Genomic DNA, 20,097 nt, shown 5'->3' with positions numbered 1-20,097 from the left:
ATTTCTGCCTGTTCCTCATTAAACGTGAAGGCGTTTACTCAAACGCTTTTTAATCATAAACTTAAAATTTGAAGTAAATTCAAACCTTCATTTCAACTGTTCTAACCTGAGCAGATCCGGCCTGTTTTCAGTCGCCTGCAATCATTGTTTTGGCTGCAATGGAGCCATTCAGATCGGCTTTTTCCCCGCTACGTTTCATCAAATAAATCAAACCAAGCAGGGTCATCAAAATGCCTGAACAGACAAAAGCCGGCACTACACCAAATGAGGTGACCATAAATCCGCCTACCACCGGGCCCATAATATTACTGGCTGTCATCACGCTGCCTACCGTTCCAAACACCCTGCCTGTCATCGCCTCAGGTGTCTGTTCCTGCAACAGGATCTGAAAGGGGACAATTGCAAACCCAATTCCAACACCTGCCAGGGCAAAGAGGGAAACTAACAACAGATTGGCACCTAACCCGGCGTGCGGCCAAATCCCAACAATAACTCCGGCTCCGCCGATAACCAGACCCATGAGTATGGTGCCCAGACCCATTTTCAAAACATGCCCTGCATGCTTCCACTTCCGTACACTCATCGCTGCAATTAATGTACCTACGCCACTTGCTGCCACGCACCATCCCAGCAGATCACTTGAAATTCCGGGAAGTTGTCTGAATAACACCACAGTCTGTGAATCGGCAAATTGCAGAAAAAGTATGGCTGAAGCAAGCAAGATCAGAGACGTTCCTACATGAGGGAGAGATGCGAGCATGCGGATACCCTCCAGTGTTTCTTTCCAAAAAGAGCCTTTTGAGCGGTTGCGAACATCCCCAGCTGTCTCTTCCTCTACTTCTGTTACGTTATGAATTGCGGTTTGGATCACCCGAGTTCCAGGAATCCACAATAAAATGATGCCGGAGATCAGAAAAGACGCTGAATCGAGAACAAAACACCAGGTAATGCCAAAAGCGGCTACCAGCAGTCCACCAAGCGCTGGACCGATAATTTTGGACATCTGTTCGATCACCGAGCTAATGGATACAGCTTGCGCAAGCTGTTCGCGAGGTACAATTTCCTTCAGCTTTCCGTTTTTGGCCGGAGAGAAGATTACATCGAACAGGGATTTGAGGATAAGCAGTATGTAAACGTGCCAGATCTGGTCAGCAAAAATTAACGCACCCACAATGATGATCCGTGCACCATCAGCTACAATCATCAGCCATTTTCGGTTCAGGCGATCTGCAAGCGTGCCTGCGAATGGCCCTGTCAACAGAATGGGTAGTGCTGCGGAGAGTGTGACAAATGTAATCTCCCATGGCGTTGCATTCCAGCGGATACCCACGAGGGTCAGGATTGCGAGCAGATGCAGCCAATCACCCAGATTGGAAATGGCCTGTGCCACCATCAATGTTACAAAAGATCGGTTATTCTTCAGCGGTCGTTGTCCTTCAAACGTTAAATCACTTGTCATCCTTGTTCTCCTCCATTATATTCCAATTCACAGTATGAACTCATTATATAGAGCAGCCCTTGACTCGACCTCCTGCCAGAGGCGGAGAAAAAGCGACATCTGAAGGATGATTTTTCAGCATGATGAATGATCAAATTTTAAATGCTAAAAATGCAAATCTTGTGACATATCGCATGTTTTTCGTCGAAATAGAAGTTTACAATTAAACCATGGCGACAACCTGAATCGTCAAACATAACTAACCAACTCATATAAGTTGAAATACTCTTTTACATGAACAGCATAACGGAGAGGACAGAAATAACCTGAAAAAGCGAAGCGTTCACCTAAAAGCTTTCTGAAAGAAAGCTCCATCGGAAGCATACGCTATCACCGGATTTTACCTTTGAAGAATATTTCAAAAAATCTGGGGATAACAGTGATTGGAAGGTTGTTCTGTCCTCGTAGTGGTAGGTTGTAACTTTATCATTTCAACTTATAAAACTAATCTGAAAAGGCGGGATCAGCATGCTGGAATTACAAGAAATCGGAACCGAACGTTCACTTCATCTGTACCGCACCTTGGCCCAGACATTCAAGAGCGTGAATGAACACGCTGTATCCGGAAGCAAAGTGCATGGCTTCAACCCCACCGCATACGGGGTGCTCGAAGTGTTATATATGAAAGGAGCTCAGCCGATTCAACAGGTAGGCGCACAACTTCTGCTGCAAAGTGGTAATGTGACCTATGTGATCGATAAGCTCGAGCAAAAAGGATTGTTACACCGCAAACATTGTCCGCAGGACAGACGTATCATCTTTGTGGAACTGACCGAAGAAGGACAGCGCACCATGGATGACATCTATCCAGGCTATGCGTTGAAGATTGATCGGGCGGTAAGTGGACTAAGTGAGGAAGACAAGGAATTGCTGTCCGAACTCTTGGGAAGGCTTGCACATTCTGCAGACCGTTTATCAGCGAGCAGCTAGAACGTATCTTCAAACCTGCCGAAAGCCAGAGTGTAACAGAATGTACTGGAGCAGCTATAGAGCGGGAGCGCTAACGAACCTGTGACGTCTTATTCAGGGGTTTGAAGCGATCGCAGCATTTTAAGGAATCTGACACACGCTATCTTTGAATAAACAGCCGTTTACAACGTGTTTTTCAGGTGATTTCGGGGAATAACGTGTCTCATGTTCCTTACAATTTAGAAAGAGGAGCAGAAGGTCAAATAAGACGTCCTCCGTTCCTTAGAAATTCGTCTGGACGATTCACCAGGATCAGCCAGCCTGTAATTCAAAATACTTTAGACCCGGACATCCCCCCAACGTATCACTTGCCTGAGTTTGAAGATACACTCTAGTCCACGCACATGTGCCATCAACAAAAATAACCGGATTTGCCTGACATCGGCGAATCCGGTTTTTCGTATATATATATCTTCTTTTTACTTTAAGCCTTGGGGCTGCGGTGGAGCATCTGCATCTTCGGGTACAATTAAACGTTTGCGTAGAGCAAGCGTCGTTACCCACGAGATCAGTGCAATGACAAACATAATGACAAACAGGGAATGCAAGCTTCCTTCCAGAACGTTACGCAGTAGCGCCCATTTGTCATCCGATAGGGCAGCATCCGTATGTGGTGCGAGCAGTTCATTTAGATCATTCTCCGAAATTCCCGCCTCAGCCAGATTCTGCTCACTGGATAACGTGGAAATCCGATAGTTCAACCAGGTACCAAAAGCCGCTGCACCAATCGTCTGTCCCAACGTACGCATGAACGTGTGCAGTGCCGTAGAGGAGCCACGTTCCTTATACCCTACAGAAGACTGCGCAATAATGGTGAAGATCGTAAACGCAAATCCGAAGCCGAGACCATAAATAAAGGTCAATATAAATAGCACAGCCTGCGGGGATGTCCCACCCACCAGAAAGAGTCCACCCGACCCGATCGCAATTCCGGTTAACCCAATCAATGCGGTCATACGTGATCCAATTTTCATCAATAGACGGCCTGCCATCACACTACCAATGAGCCAACCCACCGACATCGGCGCGAGCAGCAGCCCGGATTCCGTCGCATTTCCGCCCCGAACCCCCTGCACCCAGAGCGGCAAATAACTGGTTAGGCCGATCATCAAGGTACTGGTCAGCAGTCCTGCGATATTCGCTACACGGATGTCCCGAATTCGGAACAGATGTAGTGGAACCATAGGGGCCTGAGCTCTTTTTTCCACCACAAAAAATAAAATAATAAACAGAGCGGCGACCACACTCAGTCCTACAATCAACGGAGAACTCCAGGCATAATACTGCCCACCCGCCGACAGGACAAATAACAATGCAGTAATGCCCACCGTGAAGGTCAACGCACCGACATAGTCAATTTTGGCCGTACGCGGAGAGATATCTTCCTTCAGATAACGAAATACAAACCACATCGCAAGCAAACCAAATGGCACATTAAAACCAAAGATCCACTGCCAGCCCAGATTATCTACAAAATAACCGCCAAGCAGCGGTCCCGCGAGAGAGGAAATGCCCCACACGGAGCTGATCCAGCCCTGAATTTTGCCACGTTCTTCAATGGCGTAGATGTCCCCAATAATCGTAAATGTAACAGGAACTACCGCACCCGCACCAATCCCCTGTATAGCACGGAAAATAATCAACTGCTCCATATTCTGCGACAGACAGCACAAGAGTGAACCCAGTAAAAATAAGGCACAGCCAATCAGAAATACAGGCTTTCGTCCATATAGGTCACTGATTTTACCGAAAATGGGCGTACTCACAGCCATCGTCAACAGGTATGCGGTGAAGATCCAGCTCAGCAGCTGTACACTTCCCAGCTCACTGACAATGGTCGGCCCTGCCGGACCAATTACGGTGCCCTCAATCGCTGATAGAAATGTCGCGAGCAACAGCCCCGTCAAGATGAAACTGCGCTTTAAACCTCCAGTTGCATTCACACAAACCCTTCTCTCTTTGTTCTCTATATAATTGGTACGTTAATTTACACATCTACTACGAACCAGAACAAGCTTCCGATCGCTGTTATTCCCAGATTTTTTCTTCTCCTCTCTAAACGAGAAATCCGGTGATAAAGGCGAACGCTTCGCTTCTTTCTCTCTTTTATTTACCTTTCTTACGAAGGAACTCATCATACAGCATCGAATACATCACCATATCCTTGTATCCGGTGGACGTATGTTGCACCTGTCGCAGCAAGCCTTCCCGCGTGAAGCCGCGGTTTGTCAGGAACTCGCCGGAAGCCAGATTACGTGGATCAACCAGCGCTTCAATTCGATTAAGACCCATGGTCTCATATCCAAAGGGCAGCAATGCGGAGAAAGCCTCCGTCATATAACCGTGGCGCCAATAATCACGTCCCAGCTCATAACCAATCTCACCCCGGAATGCGCCTTCAAGCTGCCATGTATTGAAGCCACAGCTGCCGATGAGCTTGCCTGTTTCTTTAAGTTCAATCCCCCATCGGATCGCATCCTCTTCTCCTGCCATTTGGTTGAGCAGTCCAATCATGTCCGCCGCTTCGCTTGTCCCAATCATGGGTGCAAGATTCATGTAACGGGTCACCTCGCGATCTGACCAGCATGCGAACATCTGGGCCGCATCCCGGCGACGCATTTTACGCAGACGAAGCCGCGCAGTCTCCATTTCGGGAATTCTTCCTTTGCATTTATACATATAAAGACACTCCGATCCGATCTATCTCCGCAGACCATAATATTCACTAGTCATCTAATCATAACCTGCGCCGAATGGCAACTGTTCAGTCATGCACACACGTCAAAAAACCGGGCCAATTTCGCTCCCGGTCTTGTTGTACGTATGGATCAATTCAAGTTTGAGTGAATTACGGAATCATGGCTTGTCCAAATGAATTTTAAGCTTTGGACGTTTTCTTGCCCTTCCCCAGTAATTCATCGCTAACCCGGCCAAACACAGCCGTGATTTCCTTGAATTCTTCGATGCCAGTCCCGGTCAGGCTCCATTGGTCCCCGTGGGCGGTCAGGAAGTTCTCCTGTGTCAGGTGTTCAAGCTCCTGCTTGATCTCCCGCTCTCCAACGCGATATCCCCGTTCTTCCAATAGGGGCAGTGCCTCGCTAACGTTCAAATCCTGATTTTGGGCGAAATATAGTAGATGAATCCGTACAAAAAGATTCTGTACCTCTGCATGCATAAGCCAAGCTCCTTCCCGGGTTGTAGCCCTCCGTGGTTGCTAAGTAATTACCCCACGTAAGAAGCTGAGAAACAGGAGGATTCTTCAGGTATTCCCTTCCCTTTCCGAAATCCTCCGCTTGACTAACCGCATCCTCTGCACTATCTTGAAAATAAGTACCATTTTGCTCGGGAGGGTGATTTACCATGTTTCAAGCTGTTTCCTATGAAGGAACACGAAGTGAGCAGCACACCGCCGTCCTGGGACAGTTAAGTGCTCTGATCCGCGATGAACCTAGTGCGATTGCCAATCTGGCGAACGCTGCTGCGCTGCTCAATGTATTTATGACCGACACCAATTGGGTCGGCTTCTATCTGTATGATGGAAAAGAACTGGTCCTCGGTCCATTCCAAGGACTGCCTGCTTGTATCCGAATTCCACTAGGACGTGGTGTATGTGGCACATCTGCTGCGGAAAAACGTACCCTAGTCGTTGACGATGTTCATGCCTTCCCAGGCCACATTGCCTGTGATGCAGCATCGAACAGCGAGATTGTCGTACCTATTATCAAAAACGGCGAACTGTACGGGGTGCTGGATATCGACAGCCCGATCAAAAACCGTTTTGATGACGAAGACCGCGTCTTCCTGGAGAAAGCCGTAAGCCTGATCACAGAGCAGTTGGAGGCAACCATACCCCTTTAGGAAATGATGAATAAGGTGATCGGAGTCTCATCACACACGATGATGAAGAACCCGTAATAACAAAGAGCGCAGTCCTCTCAGAGGTCTGCGCTCTTTGTTATCCATTATGATACACACCCATGTTCTTGCTCGCCCATGTTACTTTATGCATCTAGGATAAATCATGTTCCGCTTTAATCATCATCCCATCCCGCAGGAATTCAGCCAGCCTCGGGTGGTAACCATCGTACATCTGACGGAAATTTTTATGCTCTACATACAGATTGGCCAAATCCCGATAGATCTCAGCTGTGGGTGTATAATAACCTTTGATCCATTCAAGATGCCTGCCAATAATCTGTTGTACTTTTGCACTACCGGGCTCCAATCCATCCTCAATGGCCTGTTGCAAGTCCAGATGAACTTGATCAATTTTCGCCTGGGAATCCAGATAATCTTCTTTTGACTTCAACTCCTGCTTTTCAGGTAATGTGGATGAATTGGAAGATTGGATGTCGGACCTCTGAGCACCGTCTGTCTGCACATGGTTCATATCATTAGTGACTACAGGGTCAGAACCCGATTCATTCAGCAACTGGTGACGCCCCTTATTTACAAAACCGATATAAAGATCATGTTCATCAATTTCCTGTTCACCTTGCAAATGAGAGATCGTTTTGTCCAGTGTCTGAATCAATCCATGCAGACGGAGTGCCTTCTCCAGAATATCAATACGATGTTGCTTCATGATGCGTATGACATCCTGAGGATTATCCCGGAGCATCGGGGCAATCTCATTCTCCTTCATACCTACTTCCTTACAGAAAAGGATTTGCTGGAGTCTCAACAATTCCTGCTTTTCATAATAGATGTCCTCATCTACATCCCCAAATGCCGGATTCAGAAGACCTGTCTCCGCATACTGGCTCAGCTCGTTCAGACTTACGCCTGACATTCCCGATACGTCAACCATGGAATATGCCATTTGAATACACCTCCTGCCTGTCCTGCAACTCCAGAGTTCAGGCTTAATTCATACTGCATTGTATTTGAATAATGAGAGAATATAAGACTTTCGGCAATGCTGTACCGCTTCATTCCGCTCGTGCTCTGGATGGGTACATCATGCTTCGGTGATATGAGCGGCGTTTGGTCAGTTATGTTGCGGTATGTTAACTATGTTATACCCGTCTCATCAGATGTGAACCCGCAGTCGGCTAAGAATCCGCATGTATTTTTTTGATATATAAGTTCAACCAAATAATATTAACACTGGCCACTCGATGACAGAATAACCTTCCGATCACTGTTATCCCCAGATTTTTTTGATTCCCTTTTTAAAGGGAAAAATCCGGTGATAAAGGCGAACACTTCGTTTCTTCAGGTAATTTCTGTCCTCTCCTTTATGTGTAACTATTTTGTTGAACTTATATAATTTCTATGATCTTCTATAAAAAAATCCTGTGCCATTATCGTGGCACAGGAGTGTGAGGTTATGTTTTCATTGGCATACGGAATATAGAGCACGGGAAACGAAAAGAATCACCCTTTGTTAAACATAACAAATTTCAATTCCGTCATTTCCTCTACAGCATATTTTACACCTTCACGTCCGATACCACTCTGTTTCACCCCACCATAGGGCATATGATCCACTCGGAAGGTCGGAATATCATTAATCATAACTCCGCCTGCTTCGATCTGATCAACAGCATGGAGGGCGGTATGAATATCGTTTGTAAATACGCCTGCCTGAAGCCCGTATATCGAATCGTTAACATGTTCAATGCCCTCTTCAACCGAATCCACGGTATTAATCACCACGATGGGAGCAAATACTTCCTGACAGGATACCTTGGCATCACGAGGAACGTTAATCAGTACCGTTGGACGCAGAACGCCTCCTTCAGCTTGACCACCTGCTGCTACTTCAGCCCCGGCCTGTTTGGCTTCTTCAATCCAGTCGAGTGTACGCTGTACATCCTTGGAGGTAATCAGCGCAGAGACCACCGTATCCGGGCTCAGCGGGTCTCCAACCACCACTTGTTTAGCCGCTTCAGCGAAACGCCGGATGAATTCTTCCGAGATATCGCGATGTACGTAGATTCGCTGTAGCGAGATACATACCTGTCCCTGATACGTGAAAGCACCGGTCACACAGCGAGGAACCACTTTGTCCAGATCTGCGTCCTTATCCACGATCACCGCTGCATTCGACCCAAGCTCCAGTGTCACGCGTTTGAGTCCTGCTTTGCTACGAATGCTCGTGCCTACCGCTGGACTGCCTGTAAACGTAATGTGAGCAACATGGGGGTGCTCCACAAGCACATCACCAATCGTTTTGCCATCACCGCTCACCACATTCAGTGCACCTTCCGGCAATCCGACTTCCTGAAGCAGATTAGCAATGTAATAGGAAGACAGAGGCGTCTGCTCCGCAGGTTTGAGAACAATCGTATTGCCTGCTGCCAGCGCTGGACCTACCTTGTGGGCTACCAGATTCATTGGAAAATTAAACGGTGTAATCGCACCGATGACACCTAGAGGTTGCCGCATCGTATAACCGATACGCCCTTCCCCACCTTTGGCTGCATCCATCGGAACCGTCTCTCCGGTCAGCCGCTTGGCTTCTTCAGCGGCAAAACGATACGTTTCCACCGTCCGGTCGACCTCGGCCAGTGCTGCGGTAATCGGCTTCGCCGCTTCAAGCGCTATGATTTGCGCTGCTTCTTTCTTCCGTTCTTCAAGCATGGAGGACAACTTGTACAGAATATCTGCACGCTGATGTGCAGGCATCTGGCGCATTGCCTTCCCAGCTTGAACCGCAGCTGCAACAGCAGCCTCCGCTTCCTCGGCTGAAGCCGAAGAGACTTCTGCCAGCGTTTCCCCGGAGTATGGTGCTTGAAGTGTTTTATAATCTACAGATTCGGTCGGTTTGCCACCGATAAACAGATGTTGTTTTTTCATATGCTGCATCCTCCATCCTTTTAGAACCTATTGAACTTAATCTATTTATACACTATTTCCGTGCCGTCAACCCACTACGGTGTTCGGCAATCATAGCTTGTAACGTGCCTGATGAGCCATTGTGGCGATCTTGAGCTATTGCATTATAAAGGATTTCACAACCTATTTAACCGTCAGGACGGGGCATCCTGCATGTTTTAACACACCATGACTGACACTGCCCACGATCATCTCTGCGAGCATGCCTTTCCCGCCGGTACCCATCACAATCATTCCACAATTTCGTTCTCGCGCTACACGGCAGATCTCATGAACGGGATCACCCGCAATCAGCAGTGTCTCATATGCTACGTCTCGTCCAGACAGCTGTCTGGTCACTGGTTCTATAATATGTTGCCCTTCTTCGGCAATCCGTGCTTCCAGATCAACACCCAATGCAGGTTCATTAATGGAGATGGCAGGATTAACATGCACGATCAACAGACTTGCGGGATGTTTCATATCTTCAGCCAGGATCAATGCTTGCTCCAAAGCTTTATGCGCATGATCCGAACCATCAACAGCAACCAATATATGTTTCAGCATTGCAATTCCTCCTCCAGTGAATTAATGAGATGTAATGGCGGAATCAATATCCCGCAGATGATGACGGCGTACCAGCAGTACCACGACACCAATCAGAACCATTAATGCGCCAAAATAAAACGGCGTTTCCGGCAGGAACCACTCGGACAATTTACCTGCAAGCCATGGAGCAAGTGCACCACCCAGGAAACGAACGAAGCTGTATGCAGCAGAAGCAACAGAACGCTCCACAGGTGCAGCTTCCATAACAGCCGTTGTAATTAACGTGTTGTTAATCCCAAGGAAAATCCCCGCTACAATGACCGCCACAATAACGGTAGTTGGTGAACCCATCACCGTACCTACTGCCATAACAACCAGATCAATCGCGAACAATGTAAGCATGACACTCATGGACGGAACCGATCCGAATCGGCGTTGTAATCTTGGTGCGACGAATACCGACGTAATCGCCAGCATCAGTCCCCAGCCAAAGAATACGTAACCCAACCCGTGCTCATCCAGATTCATTACATAAGGTGAATAAGCCATCAAGGTAAAGAAACCAAAGTTATACAGGAAGGCGGTAATCGCCAATGTTTTCAATGAAGGATAACTTAATGCTTTGAACGGATCAGACAACGAACTGCGTGTTTTCGGTTTGGCCATTTTGGGCAGCATAAATGTAATGCTGATAAAGGCAATCGCCATCAGGACAGCTACGCCATAGAACGGGCCACGCCAAGAGATGGAACCTAGCTCACCACCAAGCAGCGGACCAACCGCAATCCCGAGACCAAGTGCTGCTTCGTACAAAATAATCGCTTTGGCTGTCCCCGACGTGGACAGTCCCACAATGGCGGATAACGCCGTTGCGATGAACAAGGCATTACCAAGTCCCCAACCGCCACGGTAACCAACCAGTGCACCTACCGTGTCTGAGGTACCGCCGAGGAACGAGAAGATAATAATCAGCAATATACCGCTGAGCAACGTCCACTTCACACCAATTCGGCTGGATACAACACCTGTAATCAGCATCGCTACCCCGGTTACAGCGTTATAACTGGTAAATAGCAGTGACACCTGGCTTTTGGAAGCATGCAGCTGATCTGCAATGGCGGGCAGAATCGGGTCAACCAGACCCAGACCCATAAAGGATATGATACATGCAAAGGCAACCGCCCATACCGCTCGCGGCTGGGATAACAGGCCCCCACGTGATGACGGCAATTCGTCCGGTAATGATGGCTCTCTTTTCATACGTAATTCCTCCTGTGAATAATTTATGTGGTGAAACTTTTTATTTGAAAACGACCGTGAAAATAATGAAAACAATCTATACATTTTCAGAATTAGAGGTAACAAAACGGCACAAATGACACCGGAACATCCGGTGTTTGTACAGGATCGCCACAGGTACTATGGTGCTCACTCCATGTAGCGATATGTGTATACAGTTTTGTTTATTAAATATTAGATGCTAATTGGGTTAGCCGTCTTCATCACCCTGCGGATCATGTGCCTGTAACTTCTGAATACCACTCCGAACGCGTTCACGCAGCTCTTCCAGTTCAGCCTGTACGGCATGTATGCTCTGAAGTTTCTGCTCAATCAGTTGCAGCTGACCATCCAGCGTTGTTTCCATCGCGGTAAGCTTCTCGATCCGTTCTCTCACTTCGGTCGTCTGCTGGTAGTCAAAACGTTGTTCGTTCAAGGCATCTGCCGTTGCCACATAGGTATGTAGCTCCTGAAGGGAGAATCCAAGTACCTCTTTGGCGCGAACCACCTTCTTCAGATAATCGATATCCTCTCGAGTGTACAATCGCGTCCCGCCATCTGTCCGCTGAGGTGAAGGCATGACACCAATCTCTTCATAATACCGAATGGTTCGCTTAGTCAAACCGCATTCCTTGGCTACGTCGTCGATTTTATATAAACTCATTTCCCTCACCTCTTCCATATATCTATAATGTTATGTACATAATTATATATAATATTAACGTTAACGTCAACGTTATATTTTATATATAAAGTCTTAGCGAGTTGAACATCGACTTCCATTCTCTATCTTCAACAAAAAAAGACCCGCTTCACACGCGAGTCTTCCTCTCTAAACTGTTTATCATTTTACCTTAAACATTCTGCTCATTCTGTTGCTGTTGCTGTTGAGCACGTTGCATTTGCTTCAACCGGCCTTCAACTCTGGTAAATAGTCTGAACGTATAGAACCCTGTAGCAACCAGACTCAGCACCAAAGCTCGTACATCTGTAAGCCAGAAACCGATAATGCCGAATACCGTAATAATCACACCAAATTGCATCATCAGATTGGCGCTATAACTTTGCGCTTCGTCCCACAACTCGGGATTACTCATTGCACGCGGAGTCCGATAACCATATATTCCGTTAATCATTTTCGGTGGTTTTTTGAACACCATGAACCCCAGAATGAAATAACACACTCCAATGATGATCCCTGCTACTGCTCCTGTCAAAACGTTCTCCCCTTCACTGTTGTCTTCCATAGACCTGCTTACACTGACACTCCGATGACAGAATAACCTGCCGATGTAGCTTCGCTTATTCAGGTTATTCCTGTCCTCTCCGTTCTCGTGTAAATGTCTAGTTAGACTTATCTACATAATTGCCTTGAAAAAATATAAAAACGGCTCTACGTATATACGAAGAGCCGCCTGGATCGTTTCGTAAACTTAGATATTCTTCACACGAAGTACACGCATGGCGTTCAGAACAGCCAGCACCGTGACACCGACATCCGAGAATACCGCTTCCCACATGGTGGCTATGCCAAACACACCGAGTAACAGGAAAATCGCTTTAACCCCCAGAGCAAACGCGATATTTTGCCACACAATCATTCGTGTACGCTTAGCAATGCGGATTGCGCTCGCTAGTTTCGACGGTTCATCGGTCATGATGACCACATCTGCCGCTTCAATCGCGGCATCTGAACCGAGTCCACCCATCGCCACACCCACATCGGCGCGCGCCAGTACAGGTGTATCGTTGATGCCGTCACCGACAAACACCATTTTTTCCTTCGGAGATTTGGCAGCTTCCAGTTGCTCCAGTCTTTCGACTTTATCCTGTGGCAGCAATTCAGCATAGACCTCATCCACACCCAGCTCACGTCCTACCGCTTCACCTACGGCTTTGGCATCACCTGTCAGCATGACCGTTTTGCGGATGCCTAGCTTCTTCAGCGCCTGAATGGCCGCGGCTGCGTCATCCTTCACTTCATCGGCAATGATCAGATGACCAACATACGTGCCAGCTTCAGCCACGTGGACTATCGTTCCAGCCGTCTCTGGTGTGGTATAGGATATACCCGCCTGCTTCATTAATTTGGCGTTGCCTGCCAGCACTTCCCGACCATCTACACTCACCTTGATCCCATGTCCGGCAACTTCATCATAACCTTCCACACCTTGCGTAGGAATGGTTTTGGCCCAAGCTGCGCGAATGGATTCGGCAATCGGATGATTGGAATTGGCTTCCGCAATGGCTGCCAGCTTCATCAGTTCATCTTCCGTACGTCCAACTTCTGGACGAATGGCTGTTACTTTGAATACACCTTTGGTTAGTGTACCCGTTTTATCAAAAACAACAACTTTCACATCGTTCAACGCTTCAAGGTAGTTACTGCCTTTAACGAGAATCCCGTTACGTGAAGCCGCTCCGATACCACCAAAGAATCCAAGTGGAATAGAGACCACCAGCGCACAAGGACATGAGATAACCAGAAAGACCAATGCACGATAGATCCAATCGGCAAATGTTGCTCCACTAAGTATCAACGGCGGAACAAATGCAATCAAGGCTGCAAGGATAACAACAACCGGTGTGTAATAACGGGCAAATTTACTAATAAAATGCTCTGTTTTCGCCTTCCGGCTGCTTGCGTTCTGCACCAGGTCCAAAATTTTGGATACCGTTGATTCACCAAACGTTTTGGTAACTTCAATCGTCAACATACCATTTTTGTTCACAAATCCACTCAGTACATCACTTCCGGACTCCAGCTCACGAGGTACCGATTCACCTGTCAGAGCAGAAGTGTCCACCATGGAACGCCCAGCTCTAACGATACCATCCAGCGGTACTCGCTCTCCTGCTTTCACGACAATACGATCACCAATCCGTACATCTTCCGGAGATACACGCCGGGTCTCGTCACCCGAACCCGTCAGGATATTCGCGTAGTCCGGGCGAATGTCCATCAGTGACTGAATCGACTTGCGTGACCGATTAACCGCCATGCCCTGAAACAGCTCCCCGAGCTGATAAAAGAGCATGACCGCTACCCCTTCCGGATACTCTCCAATGGCAAAAGCACCCAAGGTAGCGACGGACATCAGGAAGTATTCATCGAATACCTGACCGCGGATGATGTTTTTGGACGCCTGGAGCACGATATCTCCCCCGGCAATCAGATATGCGAGCGCATAGAGAGTAAACTGTGCCCAGCCCTCCAGCGGCGACCAGATTGCAGCTGCGAGCAACACAGATCCTGCAGCAAGACGAGCAAGTAACACTTTTGTCTGTCCTGCACCATGTTCATGCGAGTGGCCTGCATGGGCATCATCATGGGTATGGCTATGATCATGTCCAGCATGACTTCCGTGCTCATGTGTATGATCATGTGCGTGGCCCTGCGAATGTCCATGATCATGAGTATGCGAGTGTTTGCCATGTGAATGTGAATGTCCATGATTATGTCCGGCATGGTCATGACCGTGGTTATGCGTACCGGCTGCACTCCCTGTATGGGTGTGCACATGTCCGTTCACGTGTTTTCCTTTTTCCGAAATGCGAATATGCGGCTCCAGCCGAAGCACTTTGCGCTTGGCTTCTTCCACTACCTGTTCATCCATATCGGAAGTGGTGTGCAGCGATAATGTTTTGGTAACAAAATTGACAGAGCATTCGTTAATGCCCTTAATTTTTTTGACGCCATTCTCAATCTTTAATGCGCAGTTCGCACAATCCAGTCCATCAAGCAGCAGTTCCCTTTTCACCTGTTCCTGTCCGGTTCCCATGTGAATTCTCCCCTTTGCAGTACAATAACGATGTTATATTTTAATTGTATTCAATATATGAGCACTCATTCATATGTTTGGTTACCCCTATTATATGCACGCCTAAACATGAGTGTCAACAATCGTTGTTGATTTTTCATACAGATTATGCTAATAGTAATCATTTCGCTTTAGGCGGGTTTTGGATATAATAGAGCTATAGTTAAACTTTTGCATAAATCCGAACCAGTGAATTCCAATCAACAACAATTAGATCGAAATGGTTTTATTCGTCTAGTTGTTGTACTTACCAAATGGTTAAATCGAATTATGCAAATGTTGAGTTAACATAGGCGGTGATAGGAAATGGAACAACCGGTTAAAGCACCAAGCGAATGTGATGCAGCCTGCTCAGGTACTGAAGCCGACGTGCAGACGATTCGTACTTCACTCATAGATCGGGAGACCTCTTCCGAGATGGCAGATTGGTTCAAGGCATTCAGCGACCCCACACGTCTACGTATTATTGATGCGCTGTTACAGAAAGAATTATGTGTTCATGACCTGACGGTTCTGCTCGACATGGGACAGTCGGCCATTTCACACCAGCTGCGTTCACTCCGCAACATGCGGATCGTCAAGCGGCGCAAGGAAGGCAAGACCGTGTACTACTCTCTGGATGATGCTCATATTGAGCAGATTTTCCTGCAAACGCTCCAACATATTAAACACAGCTAGGCAGCAGCCAAGCCTGTTCATGCAGAAGAACCCCCGCCTCTCGACTATATGCCGATGGACGGGGGTTCTTCTTGGTAAGGGTACCGTTTTATACAGGATACAAAGTGACTAAATCTTCTGATTAACTATCTATTGAAGCTTGCCACTTCGGTTATAAAAGATTGTTCTTGTTCGGGTCGTACAGGCCGGATCTGTCCTTAAACCAGTTGAAGATATGTGATACACATACTTTCAGCACCGCGTATCCTGGAACAGCGAGCAGAATGCCCACGACTCCAAACAGATTACCCGAAGTCAGAATGACAAAGATAATCGTGATGGGATGAATCTTCAGCGTTTTGCCCATGATCTGTGGTGAGATGAATTTACCCTCGATTAACTGCACGATTGTCCATACGGCAACCATCTTCAGCAGCATCACTGGCGAAGTAACCAGGGCCACGATCAACGCAGGTGTAATTGCAATTGCTGGTCCCAGATACGGAACAACACTCGTGAACGATGCGATAATTGCAAGAATCAGTGCATAATCCAGGCCAATGACCATATAACCGATGTAGAGCAGAATACCGATGCAGAAGCTGACGATAATCTGTCCACGAATGAATGAACTGATCTGGTGATTGATGTCTTCCAGCACATGCATTGCACCTGTACGGCTCTTGATCGGCAGGAAAGACAGAATTTTAGCTGGCAGCTTCTTGCCGTCTTTCAGCAAATAGAACAGAATGAACGGAACCGTTACGATGGACAGCACGGTCTCCGTGAAAGCTCCGAGGAATCCGCCCAATTTGGTCCAGGTCGAGTTCAGAATTTCAGTAGCCTTTTGGGAGATTGTTCCCCACCAGTCCTGCGAATTCAGATTCACCGTCTCCTGGAACTGACCGAACAATTTACTGCCCGTAAGCTCCTCAAACTGCTGTTTTACCGTCTCACTGTACGTTGGAAAGTTTTCAATTAGTCCTACAATCTGGTTACGCACAACTGGAATGACTGCCAGCACAACGACCGTCAGAATGCCTCCAATTGCAAGATACAGGATCAGAATGGACCAGCCACGCTTGATTTTCCATCTTTCCATCACATCCACAATCGGATTCAGCAGATAGTAGAGTATGCCTGACAGAATAATAGGTAACACAATGGTTTTGATGAGTACTGCGAGCGGATGAAGAACAAAGGATACTTTGGTCAGAACCATCACGTTCAGTCCCACCAACAGCAGAATCAGCAGAAATAGCACAAACTTGTTGTTAAGAAAAAATCGCTTGAACCGCTCCGGCCAAACGCGGGGTTGCTCAGGTTGCTCCATAGGCGTGTCGTCCTCTCTTATGACCCTTAATCAAAACTAAACTATTAAGCTAGATAAATGCCCCTTGCATCTGAAAAAAATAAAATACCTTGTACAAGCCAACATATGTATAACACTCTGGATTTATACGTATGGTGCTGATTAACCGTTTCAAATTAAACCGGTAAAGTCATTTTACCCCAAAATGAGTCTTCTGCCCCACACCAATCATTTGCAAATTCTCCCTATTCAAAAACGGCTCGCCTCACTGAGAGACGAACCGTAAATTTATAGCTATACCCTACCATTAAGCCAGCTTTTACGCTGAAAAATGAAGATTAAGCTTTTCCCGCCAATTGTGCGATTAACTCATAGGAATGCAGACGTGCCTTATGATCATAGATCATCGACGTAATAATCAGCTCATCTGCCTGCGTCTGCCGAATGAAGGATTCCAACTGTCCACGTACGGTTTCTGGTGAACCATTAACAGCTGCCTTCAGCGTCTGCTCAACACCAGCTTTCTCACGGTCCGTCCATTTGCCTTCCATCTCTGCCGGGGGCTGTACCAATCCCGTTGTGCCGCGAATAATGTTCAGGAACTGCTGTTGCATCGTTGTACCCAGCCATGCGGCTTCCTCGTCTGTATCCGCAACAACAGCGTTAACACCAACAATCACATGCGGCTCCTTCAAGCTTTCAGATGGTTGGAAGTTGTTTCGATACGTCTCCAGTGCAATACGGGTGTAATCGGGCGAGAAGTGGCTGGCAAAAGCAAACGGCAATCCCAGCTGACCTGCCAGACGTGCACTGAAATCACTGGACCCCAAGAGGTAAATCGGAATGTTCAGTCCTTCTCCTGGTACTGCGCGAACAGGCGCGTGATAAGAAGTCGCCGAAGCATCAAAGTAGGCTCTAAGTTCTGCCAAAAGCTCCGGGAAATCTTCCCCGCTGTTCAGATCTTTACGCAGCGCCAGCGATGTACGGCGGTCACTGCCGGGTGCACGACCCAGTCCCAGATCAATTCTGCCAGGATACAGGGACTCTAATGTACCGAACTGCTCAGCGATAACAAGCGGTGCATGGTTGGGCAACATGATGCCCCCTGAACCCAGACGAATCGTTTTGGTTCCACCAGCCAGATATCCAATAACAACCGAAGTTGCGGATGAAGCAATACCCGGCATGTTGTGATGTTCAGCTACCCAGTAACGGTGATATCCCCAACGCTCAGCATGCTGTGCCAGATCGAGACTGTTGCGCAGCGCATCAGCGGGTGTTGCACCTACAACGACGGGAGCCAGATCCAGGATGGAAAGCTTAACGTCATTAATATGTTCTTTATGGGATGAAGCCGTATTTTCTGTAGTCATTATCGTTTAATCTCCTCGATGAATATATTTTTGTATATCCAGATATATAGATTAATTAAATCGCAACTGGATATGGTAATGTGATGATAAACTAGCCGTTTGCATCCGGACGGAATCCCTGCCTGCATATGCATCCTAGCTTCCGTTCCGGCATCCGGCTTATAACTCGTTCTGCACGTACTCGGCAAACTGACGGATTGTCTCTTCGTTGCGCCGATAATACGTCCATTGTCCTCTTCGCTCGGAGAGCAGCAAGCCTGCCTTGAGCATGGTCAGCAGATAACTGGAGATAACCGACTGAGCCAGTCCAGCCTTCACTTGAATCGTGCCGACACAGATTCCGTTCTTGCCACCATCCGGATGCTGAGATAGTTCCAGCGGTGGGAAGTGTTGTTCCGGGTTTTTGAGCCACAACAGGATTTGTCTACGTGTCTCGTTCGATAATGCTTTGAATATAAGTATAGGTTCCATGGGTACGATTATACCCCCTTTCATCCATTTTGCAAACACATGAACAAACAAACCGACTCATGATCGAGTCGGTCTGGTATCATATGGAATCCGTATCTGGATTCAACATCCATATTAGAAATTGGTTGTAATCGTCTGTTTAACCTGATCCAACATGGCTTGATATGCGGGTGCATCCAGGTATCCAATACTACCGAAGAGCAGATGATCTACGGCTTCGATACCTACAAAATCGAAGATACCTACGTCTGAAGTTAATTTCAGTCCAGCAGTCATGCCAATCTGATCATAAATTTCACTTGGTGTACCATGTGTGTTGATGATGAGGCCTTTTTTTCCTGTCAGCAATTTCTCGATTCCCGCTTCACCTGCTGCATACGCAAAACCATAGGCGAATACACGGTCAACATATCCTTTCATAATGGCAGGAAGTCCTGTCCACCAGATCGGATAGATGAATGTGATAACTTCTGCATCTGTAACAAAACGTTGCTCTGTAGCGATATCCTGTGGTGTCTGTCCTGCACGCATGGAAGCTGTGTCAGCTTCGGTCAATACGGGTTGGAATCCAAGCTTGTACAAGTCACGAACGACCACTTCATGGCCTTGAGCTTCGAGAGCTTCTACAGCAGTATTGAGGATTGCGTTATTCAAGCTGTCTGTGTGCGGGTGAGCATATACGATAAGATGTTTCATAGTGATAATCCCTCCAGGTTTTGGTTTGAGTTAGGTTGCGAAAATGGGGTTATATTGATACGTTCCCATATACATAGATATCTATGTATATGGGTAAAAAAATATTTGGGCTCCTCTGCCTCCATCCCAGTCAAATCTGGAAGGGTTGCAGACAGAAGAGTTCATTCATTATAACTTTCGGACAATAATGGATAACAAGCTCTCCAATTGCTCCGACTGTTCATCGGACAGGCCACTATAGATGATGTCATTAATCTGCTCTGATACCTGATGGAAGATCGGTTCGAGTCGCTTCCCCTGTTCGGTTAGGCGAATCATCGTCACTCGGCTATCTTCGGCACTCTTGCTACGTTCAACATAGCCAAGCTTCTCTAGCTTGTTGACCAGTACCGTTACCGTTGGTTGCGTGCGTTGAATACGTTCAGCCAACATCTTGATCGACAACGTCTCTTCCCGGTACAAGAACATTAATACATCTCCATGAGAAGGTACAATCCCTGTTACCTCATGCTGTTCCAATTCGTGTACAATCCGTTTATTGACATGGTCTCTGATTCTTGCAATCAGTGCAATTGCGTTATATTTAGGCATGACCTCATTATACATAGACATCTATGTATTTTCAAGTTCTTTTTTATAAAAAAGAAAAAC

Annotated in this window: 19 protein-coding genes; 3 read left to right on the top strand and 16 right to left on the bottom strand. The window is 47.1% G+C overall.

Features of this window, described 5'->3' with window-relative positions:
- Positions 1 to 127: 127 nt before the first annotated feature.
- A complete protein-coding gene (locus tag MKY44_RS03355) occupies positions 128 to 1,459 on the bottom strand; it encodes an MFS transporter (RefSeq protein ID WP_341006021.1) in 1,332 nt (443 codons plus the stop codon).
- Positions 1,460 to 1,966: 507 nt separating this feature from the next.
- Here MKY44_RS03355 and MKY44_RS03350 point away from each other — a divergent pair.
- Complete coding sequence (locus tag MKY44_RS03350) at positions 1,967 to 2,428, top strand: MarR family winged helix-turn-helix transcriptional regulator (RefSeq protein ID WP_017690799.1); 462 nt, start codon at positions 1,967 to 1,969, stop codon at positions 2,426 to 2,428.
- Between the two features lie 458 nt (positions 2,429 to 2,886).
- On the opposite strand, the gene MKY44_RS03345 is transcribed toward MKY44_RS03350, so the two are convergent.
- The 3 genes from MKY44_RS03345 to MKY44_RS03335 form a co-directional block, all read right to left on the bottom strand.
- Entirely contained in the window at positions 2,887 to 4,410 is a 1,524-nt protein-coding gene (locus tag MKY44_RS03345; protein WP_341006020.1) for an MDR family MFS transporter, read from the bottom strand.
- 163 nt (positions 4,411 to 4,573) lie between these two features.
- Positions 4,574 to 5,146, bottom strand: coding sequence for a GNAT family N-acetyltransferase (locus MKY44_RS03340; RefSeq protein ID WP_076254763.1), 573 nt, complete (start codon positions 5,144 to 5,146; stop codon positions 4,574 to 4,576).
- A 199-nt stretch (positions 5,147 to 5,345) separates the two neighbouring features.
- Positions 5,346 to 5,642, bottom strand: coding sequence for a hypothetical protein (locus tag MKY44_RS03335; protein ID WP_036614170.1), 297 nt, complete (start codon positions 5,640 to 5,642; stop codon positions 5,346 to 5,348).
- Between the two features lie 185 nt (positions 5,643 to 5,827).
- On the opposite strand from MKY44_RS03335, the gene MKY44_RS03330 reads away from it, so the two are divergent.
- Positions 5,828 to 6,325 (top strand): GAF domain-containing protein, encoded by a 498-nt coding sequence (locus MKY44_RS03330; protein WP_341006019.1) that lies wholly within the window; start codon positions 5,828 to 5,830, stop codon positions 6,323 to 6,325.
- A 151-nt stretch (positions 6,326 to 6,476) separates the two neighbouring features.
- Here the strand turns inward: MKY44_RS03330 and MKY44_RS03325 are convergent, their stop codons facing one another.
- The 7 genes from MKY44_RS03325 to MKY44_RS03295 form a co-directional block, all read right to left on the bottom strand.
- Positions 6,477 to 7,289 carry a MerR family transcriptional regulator gene (locus MKY44_RS03325; RefSeq protein ID WP_341006018.1) on the bottom strand — a complete coding sequence of 271 codons (813 nt, stop codon included), beginning with the start codon at positions 7,287 to 7,289 and terminating at the stop codon, positions 6,477 to 6,479.
- 557 nt (positions 7,290 to 7,846) lie between these two features.
- Positions 7,847 to 9,271, bottom strand: coding sequence for an aldehyde dehydrogenase family protein (locus tag MKY44_RS03320; RefSeq protein WP_341006017.1), 1,425 nt, complete (start codon positions 9,269 to 9,271; stop codon positions 7,847 to 7,849).
- 162 nt (positions 9,272 to 9,433) lie between these two features.
- Positions 9,434 to 9,856 carry a universal stress protein gene (locus tag MKY44_RS03315; RefSeq protein ID WP_341006016.1) on the bottom strand — a complete coding sequence of 141 codons (423 nt, stop codon included), beginning with the start codon at positions 9,854 to 9,856 and terminating at the stop codon, positions 9,434 to 9,436.
- Between the two features lie 21 nt (positions 9,857 to 9,877).
- Entirely contained in the window at positions 9,878 to 11,098 is a 1,221-nt protein-coding gene (locus MKY44_RS03310) for an MFS transporter (RefSeq protein ID WP_062837652.1), read from the bottom strand.
- Positions 11,099 to 11,327: 229 nt separating this feature from the next.
- The gene (locus MKY44_RS03305; RefSeq protein WP_341006015.1) at positions 11,328 to 11,780 is read right to left on the bottom strand and encodes a helix-turn-helix domain-containing protein; all 453 of its coding nucleotides are present in this window, start codon (positions 11,778 to 11,780) and stop codon (positions 11,328 to 11,330) included.
- Between the two features lie 190 nt (positions 11,781 to 11,970).
- Positions 11,971 to 12,333 (bottom strand): SdpI family protein, encoded by a 363-nt coding sequence (locus MKY44_RS03300; protein WP_341006014.1) that lies wholly within the window; start codon positions 12,331 to 12,333, stop codon positions 11,971 to 11,973.
- A 216-nt stretch (positions 12,334 to 12,549) separates the two neighbouring features.
- Entirely contained in the window at positions 12,550 to 14,898 is a 2,349-nt protein-coding gene (locus tag MKY44_RS03295) for a heavy metal translocating P-type ATPase (RefSeq protein WP_341006013.1), read from the bottom strand.
- A 345-nt stretch (positions 14,899 to 15,243) separates the two neighbouring features.
- Here MKY44_RS03295 and MKY44_RS03290 point away from each other — a divergent pair, with 345 nt between their 5' ends.
- A complete protein-coding gene (locus tag MKY44_RS03290; RefSeq protein WP_036614212.1) occupies positions 15,244 to 15,615 on the top strand; it encodes an ArsR/SmtB family transcription factor in 372 nt (123 codons plus the stop codon).
- 151 nt (positions 15,616 to 15,766) lie between these two features.
- On the opposite strand, the gene MKY44_RS03285 is transcribed toward MKY44_RS03290, so the two are convergent.
- The 5 genes from MKY44_RS03285 to MKY44_RS03265 all read right to left on the bottom strand — a co-directional run bounded on the left by MKY44_RS03285 (position 15,767) and on the right by MKY44_RS03265 (position 20,037).
- On the bottom strand, positions 15,767 to 16,927 hold the full coding sequence (locus MKY44_RS03285; protein ID WP_036614215.1) for an AI-2E family transporter: 1,161 nt from the start codon (positions 16,925 to 16,927) through the stop codon (positions 15,767 to 15,769).
- Between the two features lie 317 nt (positions 16,928 to 17,244).
- Complete coding sequence (locus tag MKY44_RS03280; RefSeq protein WP_017690813.1) at positions 17,245 to 18,279, bottom strand: LLM class flavin-dependent oxidoreductase; 1,035 nt, start codon at positions 18,277 to 18,279, stop codon at positions 17,245 to 17,247.
- 159 nt (positions 18,280 to 18,438) lie between these two features.
- Positions 18,439 to 18,750, bottom strand: coding sequence for an ArsR/SmtB family transcription factor (locus MKY44_RS03275; RefSeq protein ID WP_036668255.1), 312 nt, complete (start codon positions 18,748 to 18,750; stop codon positions 18,439 to 18,441).
- A 114-nt stretch (positions 18,751 to 18,864) separates the two neighbouring features.
- Positions 18,865 to 19,446 carry an NAD(P)H-dependent oxidoreductase gene (locus MKY44_RS03270; RefSeq protein ID WP_341006012.1) on the bottom strand — a complete coding sequence of 194 codons (582 nt, stop codon included), beginning with the start codon at positions 19,444 to 19,446 and terminating at the stop codon, positions 18,865 to 18,867.
- Positions 19,447 to 19,614: 168 nt separating this feature from the next.
- Positions 19,615 to 20,037 (bottom strand): MarR family winged helix-turn-helix transcriptional regulator, encoded by a 423-nt coding sequence (locus MKY44_RS03265; RefSeq protein ID WP_074093363.1) that lies wholly within the window; start codon positions 20,035 to 20,037, stop codon positions 19,615 to 19,617.
- Positions 20,038 to 20,097 lie beyond the last annotated feature (60 nt).

The sequence above is a fragment of the Paenibacillus sp. FSL R7-0026 genome (assembly GCF_038004485.1).
Classification (GTDB): Bacteria; Bacillota; Bacilli; order Paenibacillales; family Paenibacillaceae; genus Paenibacillus; species Paenibacillus xylanexedens_A.
Note: the sequence above shows the minus strand (reverse complement) of the source record. Positions and strands in the feature narration are given on the sequence as shown.